General features: G+C 54.4%; 6 protein-coding genes and 1 pseudogene. 5 read left to right on the top strand and 2 right to left on the bottom strand.

Translation table 11 applies throughout. The features are described from left to right. Nucleotides 1-279 precede the first annotated feature (279 nt). The 5 genes from C2M29_RS01980 (at nt 280) to C2M29_RS01960 (ending at nt 8515) form a co-directional block, all read left to right on the top strand. The gene (locus C2M29_RS01980; RefSeq protein WP_105188140.1) at nt 280-1323 is read left to right on the top strand and encodes a GGDEF domain-containing protein; all 1044 of its coding nucleotides are present in this window, start codon (nt 280-282) and stop codon (nt 1321-1323) included. Between the two features lie 55 nt (nt 1324-1378). Further along, complete coding sequence (gene hrpB, locus C2M29_RS01975; protein WP_105188610.1) at nt 1379-3793, top strand: ATP-dependent helicase HrpB; 2415 nt, start codon at nt 1379-1381, stop codon at nt 3791-3793. Nucleotides 3794-3877: 84 nt separating this feature from the next. After that, complete coding sequence (locus tag C2M29_RS01970) at nt 3878-6640, top strand: DUF2339 domain-containing protein (protein WP_105188139.1); 2763 nt, start codon at nt 3878-3880, stop codon at nt 6638-6640. 67 nt (nt 6641-6707) lie between these two features. After that, entirely contained in the window at nt 6708-7523 is an 816-nt protein-coding gene (locus C2M29_RS01965) for an ABC transporter ATP-binding protein (RefSeq protein WP_233998332.1), read from the top strand. Then, nucleotides 7520-8515: a FecCD family ABC transporter permease gene (locus C2M29_RS01960; protein WP_105188137.1), complete on the top strand. Its 996-nt coding sequence runs from the start codon at nt 7520-7522 to the stop codon at nt 8513-8515. The genes C2M29_RS01965 and C2M29_RS01960 overlap by 4 nt, the downstream gene beginning before the upstream one ends. 40 nt (nt 8516-8555) lie before the next feature. On the opposite strand, the gene C2M29_RS16790 is transcribed toward C2M29_RS01960, so the two are convergent. Both C2M29_RS16790 and C2M29_RS01955 read right to left on the bottom strand, forming a co-directional pair. Further along, a complete protein-coding gene (locus tag C2M29_RS16790) occupies nt 8556-9269 on the bottom strand; it encodes an Ig-like domain-containing protein (protein ID WP_267894146.1) in 714 nt (237 codons plus the stop codon). Then, nucleotides 9243-14803: pseudogene (locus C2M29_RS01955) on the bottom strand (DUF4347 domain-containing protein); the annotation flags it as partial. The gene C2M29_RS16790 and the pseudogene C2M29_RS01955, both read right to left, overlap by 27 nt. Nucleotides 14804-14934 lie beyond the last annotated feature (131 nt).

The raw sequence follows: 14934 nt of genomic DNA, 5'->3' as shown, positions 1-14934 counted from the left end.
TTGTTTACGGAAATCGAACAAACGGATGAAATGACTTTTATATCGCAGATGTGCGCTTCCTTGCCCAGAAAGCATAGCAAAAAGCTACCACTAGGCAACTTCGAAAAGAAAAAGGCAGTTAATCATAAAGGTGGAAGCAAAGTTGGGTAGGAAAGTTACTTTTGGCTGCGATTTCTACTTTATTGCCTCTTGAACAAATATTAACAACCCAGAACTTGGGCATTAATGTTTTTATGATACAGTAAGTTATCGATTATCAAGGAAAAGCTGCACGGATCAGTGAAAGATATCTTTAATGCCGCCGATGCCGATAAGGCCCATTTCTTACGTGTGTTTGCCGCGATTGGTGCCAGTACTTCCTTGCTTATGGCCATCAATAGTTACCTCGATGGCTACCTGCTTCTCAGCCTGCTGTTGGCCTGCGCCGTAGTGGTGTTTACCTTACCCTTTGTGATAAAAAAGCATGATGCCTTTATCGCCGTGCTGATGCTGTACTCCCTGTACGCGCTGATGTCCTACCTGGTGGTGTCCGGGGGGAGTCATGGCACCGGGCCGCTGTGGTTGTTTATCGTCTCGCCGGTGACCTTTTTTATTCGTGGTTTAAAGCAAGGGGCGGTGGACCTTGTCTTGCTGGCCTTAGTGGTTTTGCTGCTGTTTATCTTCACGCCAAACCTAGGCCTGTATCAATACGACAATTACCATTTTCCCGCGCGTGTGATGCTGTGCTTTGCCATCCTTTGTGTGCTCGCCGGTTTTTACGAGTATTACCGTAATAAATACAGCCGTGCTTTGATGCAGCAGGTGCAGATTAATGAGCAGCTGGCGCGCACCGATGCCATGACCGAACTCAGCAACCGCCGTTATGCCCTGGAATGTTTAACCCAACCGGGCTTCGGCGCCGGCGCCATGTATATGCTGATCGATGCCGATAACTTTAAGCAGATCAACGATGGCTATGGCCATCAGGTGGGCGATCAGGTGTTGCGCTTTATCGCCGATACCCTAAAGGCTCAGGCCGGGCCCGACGATCTTGTCGCCCGTTGGGGCGGTGAAGAGTTTTTGCTGGTGGTGCATAACACCGCGGCGCGCACTGCCAAGCAGGTCGCCACACGGATAATGCAACACTTGCACGATAATGCGCTGCAAACGGATGGTCACAGCTTACACATTACCCTCAGTGTTGGCGGGCATCGGCGTCAGCTCGGTGAGAGCATAGATCATTGTCTTAATATTGCCGATAAGCGTTTATATCTGGCCAAAAACAATGGCAAAAATCGGGTCGTATTCGACGACGATGTCGGTACCAGTAAGTTAGGGTACTGAAACTCGGCGGACAATGGCTTACAATAGCCGCTATGAATCGCTCTGTGTGACCGCCGTGCTACCAATACAACAAAGCTACCCTCAGCTCATAGAACAACTCAGTAACCATTCCTTGTGTTTATTACAAGCGCCACCCGGTGCCGGTAAATCAACCTGGCTGCCGCTGCAATTGCTTCGCGATGGCTACTTTCAACGCATTATTATGCTTGAACCCAGGCGTTTAGCGGCGCGCAATATTGCTCAGTTTTTGGCATCTCAGCAAAACGAGCCGGTGGGGAAAAGCGTGGGGTTGCGTCTGCGTCAGGAAACCAAGGTCAGCGCCGAGACGCGGCTGGAAATCGTCACCGAAGGGGTGCTCACCCGCATGCTGCAAAGCGATCCCGAGTTAGAGGGCGTCAACCTGGTGATTTTCGATGAATTCCATGAGCGTTCCCTGGCCGCCGACACGGCCCTGGCCTTTGCCCTGGAAAGCCAGTTGTTAAGGGAAGATCTAAAAATTCTGATCATGTCGGCAACCCTGGATGGCGAGCGCTATCAGCAGTTTTTCGACTGTCCCATGGTCACTGCCGAGGGGCGCAGTTATCCCATAGACGAGGTGTATGAACCCCTGGCGCAAAGCGAGCGCTGGTTAGAGGCCATGGCGCCGCTGGTGAAGAAGGCTCTGAGCGAACAAGAAGGCAGTGTGTTGGTGTTTTTGCCCGGTCAGCGCGAGATCAACCGCGTTGGCGAACAACTGGCGGATTTACCGGCCGACATCGAGGTGCATAAACTCTATGGTGAGCTGGATAAACAGGCGCAGCAAGAGGCCATTGCCCCGGCACCCGCGGGTAAGCGTAAGGTGGTGTTGACCACCAATGTGGCGGAAACCAGTTTAACCATAGACGGCATTCGCGTGGTGGTGGACAGCGGCAAACGTCGCGCCGCCGAGTTTAATCTAAAAACCGGGGTCACCGAGCTCAAAACCGTGAATATCTCCCGCTCCTCCGCCACCCAAAGAGCCGGACGAGCCGGTCGTTTGCAACCCGGTGTGGTCTATCGTCTCGGTGCCAGGGAGCAGCTTGAGCGTCGTGCCAGCCACGATGCTCCCGAGATGCTCACCAGTGATATTAGCCCCTTGTTGTTAGAGGCCAAACTTTGGGGGGCAAGCATTGACGAGCTGCAACTGCTGGATCCACCCACCGTGGCACAGCAACAACAGGCACAAGCGTTATTGCAGATGCTCGAGGTGCTCGAGGGCGATAAATTATCGCCCCAAGCCAAGGCCATGCATGCCATGGGCACCGAGCTGCGCTTTGCCCACCTTTTGTATAAGGCCGAGAAGTTTGAACGCCAGTGGCCGGGCTTTTTACAACTCGCCGCTCATTTTGTTGCCCTGATGGAAGCGCGCATCAGCATCGCCGCCGAGCTGAGCACCGCGCTGAATGCGCAGCTGCATCGGCCCCATCCGGCATTTCGCCAGCAACTCAGGTATTGGCAGCAAAGGCTCAAGTTGGCGCCTTGCCAATCCTTGCCCATGTCCTTATTGCCCCTGGTGGTAGCGTTGGCATACCCGGACCGCTTGGCTAAACGCCGTGGTCAGGGCATGCTGATGAGTAATGGCGCCGGCGTGCAGGCGTCCACGGAGCACTGGCTAGATGAAGAGTATTTGGCCATTGCCGAGGTGGGTGGCCAGGGCGGGCAACGAATCTTTTCTGCCACCGCCTTTTGTCCCCAGCAGCTGCAGGTGCATTTGCCGCATTTATTCAGCGAGCAACAGGTGTGTGAGTTTAACGACAAGACGGCACAGTTCACCAACGAAACTCGCTTTAAGCTCGGCGCCATTACCCTGCGCAGCCAGCCTTCACAACAAGGCATTAGCCCGCAGATGAAGTGTCAGGCCTGGCTAGGGCTGGTGCAAAAACAGGGGTGGGCCTTGCTCAAGCATCCACAATCACAGGAACTACGCACCCGTTTATTGCTGGCCGGGCAGTTACTGGGCGCACCTTTTACCCATAGTGATGAGCAGACCTTGTTGGCGGCGACACCGCAATGGCTCGCCCCCTATCTGAGTGAGGTGCAGTCTCTGGCACAATTACAGCAACTCGATTACCGTCCCGCCTTGCTGAGCCTGCTGGAATATCCGGCACAACAGCAGCTCGAACAGCTGTTACCGAGCAAGTTAACCGTACCCTCGGGCGCGAGTCATAAAATCCACTATCGGCTCGATGGTCCGGCCAAGCTGAGCGTGAGGATGCAGGAAGTGTACGGCCTCACCGAAAGCCCGAAACTGGCACAAGGCAAGCTGCCAATATTAATGGAGTTACTGTCGCCAGCACAGCGCCCATTACAGTTGACCCAAGATCTGGCGCAGTTCTGGCAGGGCAGTTATCGCGAGGTGCAAAAGGAGATGAAGGGGCGTTATCCGAAACATTTTTGGCCTGACGACCCGGCAAATGCGCAGGCAACGACCAGAGTAAAGAGCCGAATGTAGCTAAAAATAAGGCCTGGCGCGGCGAGCTTTTCTTTTTCGTTTTTGTGAGTATAGTTAAACTAGTCAATAACTTAAGGCTAGGCCATGGATACAATGATCGCTTTTATAGGCTTGCTGATGCTGGTTGTAGTGATCGGCAGTGTGTGCGGGTTAATCGCGCTCACACAAATAGGTGAGCTCAGGCGTCAACTGGCGCAACTACAACAGCAACTAAAATCCGCCCCAGGTGCGCGAGCCGATCTCGCCGGCAAGGAAGCAGCACCTCAGGCGCCACCTGAGGCCTCACCGAAGGCGCCCTCGGTTGTAACGGCTCGAAGCAGCGCTGCGACTGCAAAATCTGCTGACAGTGCGGCTGCAAGTGCAACTGTAACCGCTAAAGTTGAGTCTGTGACAATGTCTACGACAAAGTCTGTGACAACGTCTTCGACCAAAACGGCGGTCGAGCCTTCGACTTCCCCCCCTAAAGGCGCGGCTCCTAAGCCCGAAGATGACGCCCCGACGGTGCCGGTTGGTCCGGTTATACCAAGTGTATGGCAGCGTTTTAGCGCCCAGGTTAAAGAGCACTGGATGGTGTGGATTGGCGCCCTGGCGCTGGCCTTTGGCGGTATTTTCTTTGTTTCTTATTCCCTTGAAGCGGGCCTGTTGTCGGTCACCGCGCGTCTGGCATTAGGCGCCGCCTTTGGCCTGCTGTTGTTGGCTAGCGCCGAGTATGTACACCGTAAATTCTATCGCGACAGCGAGGCGCAATACGCCATGATTGCCTATGTGCCGGCGGCGTTGGCGGCCGGCGGTTATATCAGTTTATTTGCACTGACTGCCCTGGCTCTGGTGAGTTATAAGCTGCTTACACCGGGCAGCGCCTTTGTGATGTTGACCTTGGTGTCGGTGGCGGCCAGCTGGACTGCGCTGCGTTATGGGCCGCTGTTGGCTGTGGTCGGTATGTTAGGAGCCTACAGCGTACCGCTTTGGGTATCGACCGGCGCCGCTAAGTACCTGGAACTCGTCATTTACTTAAGTGTCCTGACCCTTAATTTAACCTTTGTGGTGCGTAAGGTAAGGCGCATGTGGCTGTGGTACAGCATCTGGGCACTGCATCTATTGTGGTTATTAGTGATTGCCGTAGACATCCCTCGCTCACAAGCCATGGCCATGGTCGTCTTTGTGCCCATTAGCCTGGTGTTGTTAATCATGATCCCGCGCCTGGGTTTCTTGTTGTCACAACTTGAGCACAGGGTGTGGTCGTTTAAATCCCTGGTATTGCAAAAGCCGGATCACGCCTTGCTATTGGCTATCTTTGGCGCCACAGTGATGTTTTCAAGCGGCCAAGAGATGGCTGTATTAAGTGTGCAGTTTTGGCTGCTGAGTGCACTGTTTGCGGTGGCGGCGTTACTGAACACGCGCTGGCAGCTGTGGCCGGTGCTCAGCGTTGTCTTACTGGCATTGTTATTGGATCAGTCTTATCCGGTGCATGCCGATCTGAATCATGATGGCCTGTTGATGTTCCATGGTGCGCTGGGGCAGGCGCAAATTGCCATGGTGGCCTTTTTAGCGTTCGGCTCTGTGTTTGCCAGTCGCTCACCTCAGCATATGGGCTTTAGCTTTATTGCCGGTGGCGCCGTACTGGTGCCCCTGGTGTTGGCCTACTTGGCCTTGCCACAAGCCTGGCTGGACGACGTGAAGTGGTTTTGGGTACTCGAATTACTGCTGGGAGCCGCGTTTTTGGTTTTCCTCGCCAACCGTACCCGCAACCGCCTGCAACAGATGATCTACTGGTGTGCCATTAATGCCCACCTGGCGTTTGCGGCGACCCTGGTGCTGGGCACCCATGCTTTGACCCTGGCACTGGCTCTTCAGGTTCTGCTGATGACCTATCTGAGCAAGCGCTTAGCGCAGCCCATTCCATCCTGGCTGCTTAAAGCCTTAGTCACCCTGGTGGCGGCGCGTCTAACCCTGTTGTGGATAGAGCCACCTCTTAGCGCTCAATTGAGCGATCCTTCTTTGTGGTTGTATCCAAGTGTTGCGGTGTTATTTGCCCTCAGCTATCGATTTTTTGCCAGCGAGAGCCTCAGACCCTGGTTGCTCGGCGTGATTTTGCATGTGCTGGCACTGTGGGTCAGCGCCCTCACCAGTTATGCTCTGGTGGGCCATGGCTTTGATTTAAACAATTTGTCGTTACTTGAAAAGCTGGTGCTGAGTATCAACTGGGGACTGTTAGGTAGCGTTTATCTGTATCGCGCCAAGGCGGCGCAATCCATGGCGCAGTTCTATACCATTGGCGCCTGTATTCTGCTGGGTATTGCGGCATTGCTACAGAGCCAATTGTGGCTTGAGCACAACCCTTGGCTTAGTGCCGTGCCCATGGGCGAGTCGTTGCTCACCAGTTATGCCTGGCTGTATTATTTCCTACCTGCCGTGATTGGGGTGTGGCTGAGCTATCAGCTGCGGCCAATTCAACCTAGCTTAAGTCGCGTATTGCTTGCTGCCGTGGGCCTTTACTTGTTTGTCTTTATCAATGCCCTGGTGCGTCAATATTGGCAGGGGCCCCTTATCGAGCTTTCAAAAGGCGTGGAAGATGCGGAGCTTTACAGCTATTCGGTGATCTGGTTGTTACTCGGTGCGGCCGTGGTAGCCGTGAGCCTCACCCTGAACAAGTTGGCTCTGCAGCGCGTTGGGGTGGCCTTGTTAGCCTTGGTGATCGCCAAGGTTTTCCTGGTCGACATGGCAAACCTAACCGGATTATTGCGGGCGTTATCCTTTATCGGACTTGGCTTGGCTCTGGTTGCTTTAGGCGCCTTGTTTAAATGGTTACAGCGCCAACATACACCGCTAGAACGGACGTCTGGATAGACAAAATTTACTTTATCTGGCAATGCTCTCATAATAGTCGCTTTGCCAGTTTACCTAAGTGGGTGTTGTGTCTGATCATTCTTTACTGACCGTGGAGCAGTTGCAGTGTCGTTTACAGAGACGGCAGGTGCTCGATGGCGTCAGTTTTACCTTGCAGCAGGGCGAGTTTCTTGGTCTGCTTGGCCCCAACGGTGCCGGCAAATCGACCTTGTTGCGCTGTATTTATCGCTATTATCACAGTGCGCGGGATGCCGTGCGTCTCAATGGTCGCTGTATTCAAAATATGGCGCCGCGCGCCTTGGCGCAGGATATCGCCGTGGTGTTACAGCAAGCGCCAAACGATATGTCGCTGACGGTGCGAGAGGTGGTAACACTGGGCCTGTTACCAGGCCTGGCTTTGTGGCAAGGGCCCGACGGTGAGGCGTTGGCGCGGGTGCAGCAAGCCATTTGTGATGTGGGCCTGGAGGCACAGCAGCATAAGCTGCTGGCCCAGCTGTCTGGCGGTGAGCAGCAGCGGGTGCATATTGCCCGGGCCTTGGTGCAGCAGCCCAAGTTGTTGATTATGGACGAGCCCACCAGTCATTTAGACATAAAATATCAAATCGAACTCATGGAACTGGTACGCTCGTTAAATTTAACCGTGCTGGCTTCATTTCATGATTTAAATCTCGCTTCGGCCATGTGTGACAAGCTGCTGGTACTCGATGGCGGTAAACTGGTTGCCAATGGCACACCGAAAACGGTGATCACCGAGTCCTTATTAAGCGATGTGTTTGGTGTCTGTACTCAGGTCGGGGCCCATCCGCAAAACCCCGATCACTGGCCCCTGGTGCATTATTTCTACAGTGACAAGCACAACAGATATGGGCGTCATAAGTCATGACTTTGCAACGTAAGCTCGCCATCGCGGCGCTCATCCTTATCCTGTTGTTTAGTGCCTTATGGGCCCTGAAGCTGGGCGCGGTCAATTTGACTTGGTCACAGTTGGCGTCGGCTCTGAGCGGTGAGGGCGACACTTTGTGGCAGCAGATTATTTGGCAGCTGAGGGTGCCGCGGGTCGCGCTGGCCTTTATGGCCGGTGCCGGATTGGCCCTGGCCGGTGCCATGCTGCAAACGGTAACGCGCAATCCGCTGGCCGACCCTTATTTGTTTGGTATCTCTTCCGGCGCGGCGCTGGGTGTGGTGGTGGCCATGACCCTGCTTGGAGTCAGTGCCGGTATTATGCTGACTATCAGTGCCTTTGTTGGTGCCATGCTGGCCACCGCCTTGCTGCTGTCGGTGGCGTTAGCACTGCGTTATATGCAAAATTCCATCATGGTGTTGTGCGGTGTGGCGCTGTCGTTCGGATTTAGCGCCCTAACCAGTCTATTGTTGTATTTCAGCGACCCGCAGGCGATCAGCGCCGTGGTGTTTTGGACTCTGGGCAGTTTTGCCCGCGCCAATCAGGCCATGTTGTTGCCCATAGCCTTGTTATTAGCCCTGGTACTGGTGCTGGTGATGGTCTTGCGTCGTGCCCTCAATGCCCTGTTGTTGGGCGATGAAAGCGCCCATACCCTGGGCGTGAATGTGCCCATGTTGCGCATTATTATGCTGCTACTGAGCGCATTAATCACCGCGGTGTTGGTGAGTGTATGTGGTGGCATAGGTTTTGTCGGCTTGATGATCCCTCATCTGGTTCGTCTGAGCGGGCGCTTTAGCAGTACGCAAATCTATCCACTGAGCTTTATTTGCGGTGGCCTGTTTATGCTCTGGGTAGACGTACTGGCCCGCACCATGCTGGCCAATCAGGAGTTGCCCATAGGGGTGATCACCGCGGCCCTTGGCAGTGCCTTCTTCTTTGCCCTGCTATACAGTCAGCAAGGTCAACGCCAGTAGGGTGTTAATATAGCCCCGCGACTAGGCGGGGCGCTTATGCTTACCGACGTTTAGCGCGGCGGCGAATGGTCATCAATCCCCCGAGTAACAGCAGCCAATACGGATTAACTGCGCCGCTACTGAGCTTACGCTTGGGTGGCTCAACGGGCGGTTGTGGCTCGGCAACCTTTACCGTCACCTTGGCCGTTGCCTGGGCACCAAATTCATCGGCAATCACATAGTCGATGGTGGCGGTGCCACTAAATTGATCCATAGGCGTAAAGCTCAGGCTGTGGTCGGCGTTAATAGTTACTTCGCCCTGTTCGCTGTTGGCCTCGACCACCATAATGGCGCGTCCCTCAGGGTCGCTGTCGTTGCTAAGCACATCCAGGATCACCGTGGTGCGATACCAGGTTTCCGCTTCGTCGTCATTGGCCATCGGCGCCTGATTGACGGCGATGTTTACCTGCGCCGTGGCGCTATGGGTATTACCCTGCGTATCCATAATGCTGTAGAGCAGGGTATCCACGCCCAGGTACTGGGTCGGGGTGCGGTAAAGAACCTGGTTATCAAGGATCTCCGCTTCACCTAGGGCACTTTCCACATTGATGATGTGCAATGGGTCGCCATCGGCATCGGCGTCGTTACTCAGTACATCCAATGAGGTATCGCTGTTTTGTGGTACCTGATAGGTATCATCGTTTGCCACTGGCGCTTGGTTGCCTTGCACGCTTAGGGCTATCACTCCGGGATCGTCTATATAGCCGTTGACCATACCATCACCATCGTTCTCGCCACCGTCTTCAAGGGTGAGTTGTACGCACCAGTGACCAAGGTGTAAGCCAGGCTGCCATTGTTCACTGCCGGGCGCTGGACAATAACCGCGACTCCCTAAGGCCGAGGCCACGGCGTTGTTGTCATCAAGATGTAAGTCTTGCCATTGTGCGGCTACGAACTTGCGGTACTGGGCATTGCCCGGCACCGGTTGGCGCTGGGGCAGCACCAATTGAACACTGCTGCCCTGGGTGGCTAAAGCGGAGACCACCACGCCATAGAGGGTGCCAACATGGCGTCCATCTGGGTCAGAGTCTAGGGCACCCGGATCTAACTGGGCGCCGGCCTGGGCATTATCGGCATAAGGACTCGTATGCAGGCAGGTTCCCGGCTCGCTGGCCAGGATAAAGTCTTGCTCCTGACCCGCGACTGCCGCCATTAGGTGACATGGGCGCAGGGTATCAAGATGATCGGTGACGCCATCGCCATCGTCATCGATAAAACCTTCCTCCTGATCCGGCAGTAAATCCCCATCGCTGTCGCCCTCATCGAGCGGTGGCAAGGTAGCGCGAATATCCAGTTGCCCCAGTACTGTGGTGCTCAAGGCTGGACTGCCATTGTCACTGACCGTCACCGTGATTTTATACACCCCTTCGACAAGGTTGTTGGCGGCCAGGGTTACCTCGGCACTATGGGCATCGCTCAGGGTAAGAGCCGGCTCCACCTGCCAGGAGTAGGTATGACTATCGTCGTGATTGGCATCTGTCACCTGAGCATGTAACTGAATGTCCTCATCCAGGCGATACAGGGTTCGGGCTTGCTGCCCTTGCTGGGCCTTAATCGTCACCCGAGGGGCGATATTGGCTTCGCTGATGGTGACTTGATGCTCACCACGGGCGCCAAGATTGCTTTGTTCCGAGAGGCCGATGATGATGGTTTCATCGCCTTCTTCCAGGTTGTCATCATAAATATCTATGCTCAGGGCACTGTGCTCGGAATGAAACACCAGTTCGCCGTCGACCAGGGAATGATCGCTGTTGTCACTGTTGCCACCGACGCTGTAGGGGACCACCAGCGGGTAACTGGGAGCCGCGCCGCTGAGGTAGGCATGGACCTGATGCATACCACCCTCGCTGGCGATGCTATCGGCGGCAAAACTAACTTGTGGATGGACCCGAATACGTTGGGCGGCCAGGGCACTACGACCTTCACTATCCGTGGCTTGCCAATAGACCTTGTGCTCACCGGAGGTGAAATACACCGGATTATCGAGCAGGTGTACAGCAATAGCTTGCCCCGTGCTGTCCACCGCCGTGGCAATGCCTAGATTCACCTTAGTGTAGAGACCGGTGGCATTGGTTTCTACATCGGCTGGCACCGTTAGTTGCGGCGTATCCGTCGGTAACTCACCAGAGAGGGTAAATTGAACGGTGGCGTTGTCTGCCGCCCCGCCTTGATCCACTATTCGATAGCTCAGGGTGACGGTTTCATTTAGCCCGGCTATGGGGGTATAAAGTAGGCCGTTATCATTGATGCTGACCTCGCCGAGCTCGGCGTTGGCGGAGGTGATGGTCAGTTGATCACCAGCATCCGGGTCGCTGTCATTGACTAATACGTCGAGGTAATAGCCTCCCGAGTCGGTACGCGCCAAGGTAATCATGTCGTCCTCGGCCACGGGGGCATCATTTTCGCCGGTGATGGTGATCATTATGTTGGTTGGCTGACTTTGCAGGTCACCGTCGCTGGCGATCAGGGTGACACTGTCCTGGCCATTAAAATTGGCGTCCGGCGTATAGCTGAGCGTTATACCGTTGGTGGTGACCTGACCGTGAGCGGGCTCGATACTGACGCTTAATTCTATGGCTTGCGGGGTTTCATCGCTGACATCAATTAGAGCCGTGAGTGTGGTGTCTTCTTTGGTGCTTAGGCTGGTGGTATTAATGATGGGAGCGAGGTTCTCGTCATCCAAGATACTGATGGTAACTTGTTGCGTTCCCTCCTCGCTAGCACCGCCACCGACGGAGGTGATATCTACGACAATGGTTTCGTCGTCTTCATTGAGAGCATCATCAATGGCGGTAATGGCAATGGCGGCCGAGCTGCTAAAGGCGCTAATGCTGATGCCAGGCGAGCGACTGTAATCCGTATCCGCCGATGCGGTGCCGCTGTAACCCAGGTTGACGAGGATATTTTCCGGCCATTGATTATTCAGGCTATTGCCTATAGTAGCGGTCAACTGTGCCACGCCCCCAGCCTCATCTATGCTGCTGGTGTCGCTGCTTAGGGTGATGCTAGGCAGGTTGGCATAAATGGCATCGTTGGCCTGGCTGATTGGGGTGGTATAGCCGCTTTGATTATTTAAGCCGTCGGCCAGTACCAGGTTTACAGGCACATCGGCGGTAGCCGCAAGATCCTGGCCACCATCAGCAATAGTGAATTCGGCGCTGTAGTTACCGCCGCCTAAATCGCTGAAGCCGGTTAAAGCATAGCCGTTCACCGTACCGGAAATCAGGCTAGCACCCGGTTCGGAGGCGTTAATATTGACGCTGACCGTATCACCCACTTTATGCGCCGTATCTGCGATAGTGAGGGTGTTGATAGTCGGCCCTGTGAGATCCAGATTATGGGTATCGCCCCCTGTAAATGCAGGGGTATAACCGTTGTTGCCATTACCATTGCCCAGTTCATCGGTTATATCTGTATTTGCCTTAAGGTCTAAGCGCACGGAGCCACTGCCCGCCAGACTGTTGACCGTGACCGTAACGCTGTTGCCACTTGATGCCGACACCATGGCCACAGTGCCGCTGGCATCGCCGCTCAAGGTGGTGAGGGCGAAATCATCGCTGGAAATATTTTGGACGTTACTGTCAAAATTAACCTGGTAGCTGATTTGTGCGGCATTGGCAGCAGGAGTGCCAACAAGAGCAATCCCTGTGACCCTCGGAGGTATGGTTTCCAAGGCGGTAATTGTGGTGCTGTTGGCACTGGCTAGGCCTCCCGAGGAGGCTTGGAGGTTAAAGACTTCAGAATCCGTTCCGGCGGGGCTATAAGTCAATTGTAAGGCGGTGAAGGTGGCAACCCCTAAGCTTGGGGTGAGGGAGACCGTGCTGCCATTCGCATCAATGTCGCCAGTTGCCGCCATCACCACGGCGCCTGGGCCATTGACCTCGCTAAGCGTTATGCTGGTACTGTAACCTTGATCCACCACGTTGATAGCATCCACGGCCTGCACCACAGGCACCGTGGTAAAGCTGGTACTTTGCGAGGCTGGTAACGAAGTGGGCGCCGGCTCGGTGCTAAACACCAATTTAGTGGCCACCACATCGGCCGTGATGGTATTGGCATCGACACTGGGTAAATTGCTGCCTACGCCATCCTGGTCATTAGCAGTTAAGATAAAGGCTTGCTGATCGGCGGTGGCGGTGTAAGTTACGGCGCTAAAGCTTGCCACACCATTGGTTGCGCTCGTGCTACCGCCGCTGAGGGTTCCGGCCGAGCCTTCGCTTAGGGTAATGGTTTCGCTAAAGTCGATATCCGTATTGCCAAACGCGTCAGTGGCGCTAACAACAGGCTGTGTGGTTAGTGCACTGCCCGAAACGCTGCCCGTCGGCTGCGTGCTAAAGGCCAACTGGGTAGCCGTGACCTCTATGGTTGACCCTGTCCCATTGTTGACTGGGCTGGTTACTCCCATGCGTGAGCCAGCGCCTGGAGTGATATCGGTATCGCCATCGATACTGAGCACATAGGTCCGTTTTTCAACCAGGTTAGTATTGTCATTGAAATAGCCGCTGATGGTATAGACCTCACTACCGCCGTCTGCAACCGATATATTCAATCCGGAAAACGTGAGCACGTCAGTGGCGGCATTGTACACACCGGTGACGTTGTTCGCGTCAGGCCCATTTAATCGCCAGGTCACTTTAGCGCGCTCACTGTCGGTCGCGGTGCCTGCGACGTGAACCGCAACAGTTGAGACCGCCATGGCCAGGTTATCGCCACCGCCGCCATCGCTTAAGGTAAAGTCAAAGAGGTTTACCGCTTCACCCATGGTGTCGGCCGCGGTGGACAGGGCAACGGGTTCAATAACGCCGTCAGCGGCGCTTAAATTGCCATCGCTATTCGGTGCAACCACAGTGACGGTAATATCCTGGTTAGGTGAGGTGCCGCCATCGCCGTCATTGACAGTCACGCGTACATTACGTGCGCCCGTGGTCGGGTTGAGCAAGTCGGTATTTTCATAGCTAAGAGCCCTCACCAGGGCTTGCACTCTTGCAGGGGTGGCGTTGGCGTTGAAGTTGACGACAAAGTCGTTGCCGGCGGCGATATTATTGCCAAGCGTGCCGATCACCGTCCCCGACACCGATAGATTACTGCCCGCCGTTGTGCCCGACGCCGCTATCACACCCGAGGTATCGGCACTGAGCAGATCCTCTGTGGCATCTTCACCCGAGGTAATGGTGGCACTGAGGTTACCGCCATTAAAATCCAGACTGTCACTGTCGCTGACCGTAGCATTGCTGCCCTGATCTAAGAGTGACACATTGCCTGGGTAAGTGCTGAAGCTATCGCCATTGAGATTAGCGATGCTTGGCGCGATATTGTAGGGAGTGGTGTTGAATTCTACGATACCAAAAGAGGTTGAGTTGGGTACACAGTTAGTTCCGGTTACTCTAAATGAGGATATGTTTGAAGTATTGCTTCCCAAATTGAGAGTGTGTTGCCCTGTAGTGAATTCCTTGCTGGCGTAAATGGTACTACCTGAGTTATTCGTTACTTCAATGCGGCAGGAGTTATAAACATCTATCTTTAGGGAGTTTAGATTAAAATTTATGTAACTAGCTGATTTCGTAAACTCTATGTGTCCTGTGGCTGTTGGGGGGGCAGGGTAGCTTAACGTATAAAGAGAGTTGGTCGCACCGTATTGGTGAATATAAGTACCACCTGGCCCACTAGCTACTAAGTTACCATTGGCAGAGGTTTCTGTTGCACCGCATTCCCCATTGGTTGGTAGCTCATCGGGGCAAAAGTCATCGGCAACATAGGTGGCCAATACATCGCTAAAATCCCGCAGTGCCAGGGCATCAAAAGGCGATTCGCTGTCGATATCCCCCTGGACGATTTCCAACTGCCAGTCGCCGCCTTTATCGGCTGCCCCCGTTGGGTTATTGGAGGCGGCAATGTCGGCGCCGGTCTGGGCGCTTAGGAGTTCTATAAATTCAATGCCTTGTTCCCTTGGGCCAGATTACAGTTATAAAAGCGGATGTCGGCGTCGGCGCTCAGCTTTGCGCCGAGGCGTTTTATATCGGCCACATAAGCATTGAGGCTGGCGGCACTGATTTGTTGTTGGCCAACATGAATTTTTCCCTGTGAGCCGTGGCTTACCCAATGCAAGACATCCAGGCTTTTATAGGTAGCCAGCTTGAGATTAAGCTGGGCAAATATCGGCGTCTTATCATCAATTTCGATCACCTCTATGCCCGGTTTTAGGGCCTTGTAGAAGGTCGACTTGTCGGCCAGCGAGGCGTCAATGACCATCACTTCTCGGCTTTGTTGCCCGGTTTTTAGTATGGGCACCTGTGTCTGTGGTGAGGAAGGCGTTGTGTGTAGAGCCTGGCCCTGAGTGAGCATCAGCCTGGATTGTTGCAGCTGTTTTGTCGTCGGCACCG

It is taken from the genome of Pseudoalteromonas sp. T1lg48 (assembly GCF_002964785.1).
Taxonomy (GTDB): Bacteria; Pseudomonadota; Gammaproteobacteria; order Enterobacterales; family Alteromonadaceae; genus Pseudoalteromonas.
Note: the sequence above shows the minus strand (reverse complement) of the source record. Positions and strands in the feature narration are given on the sequence as shown.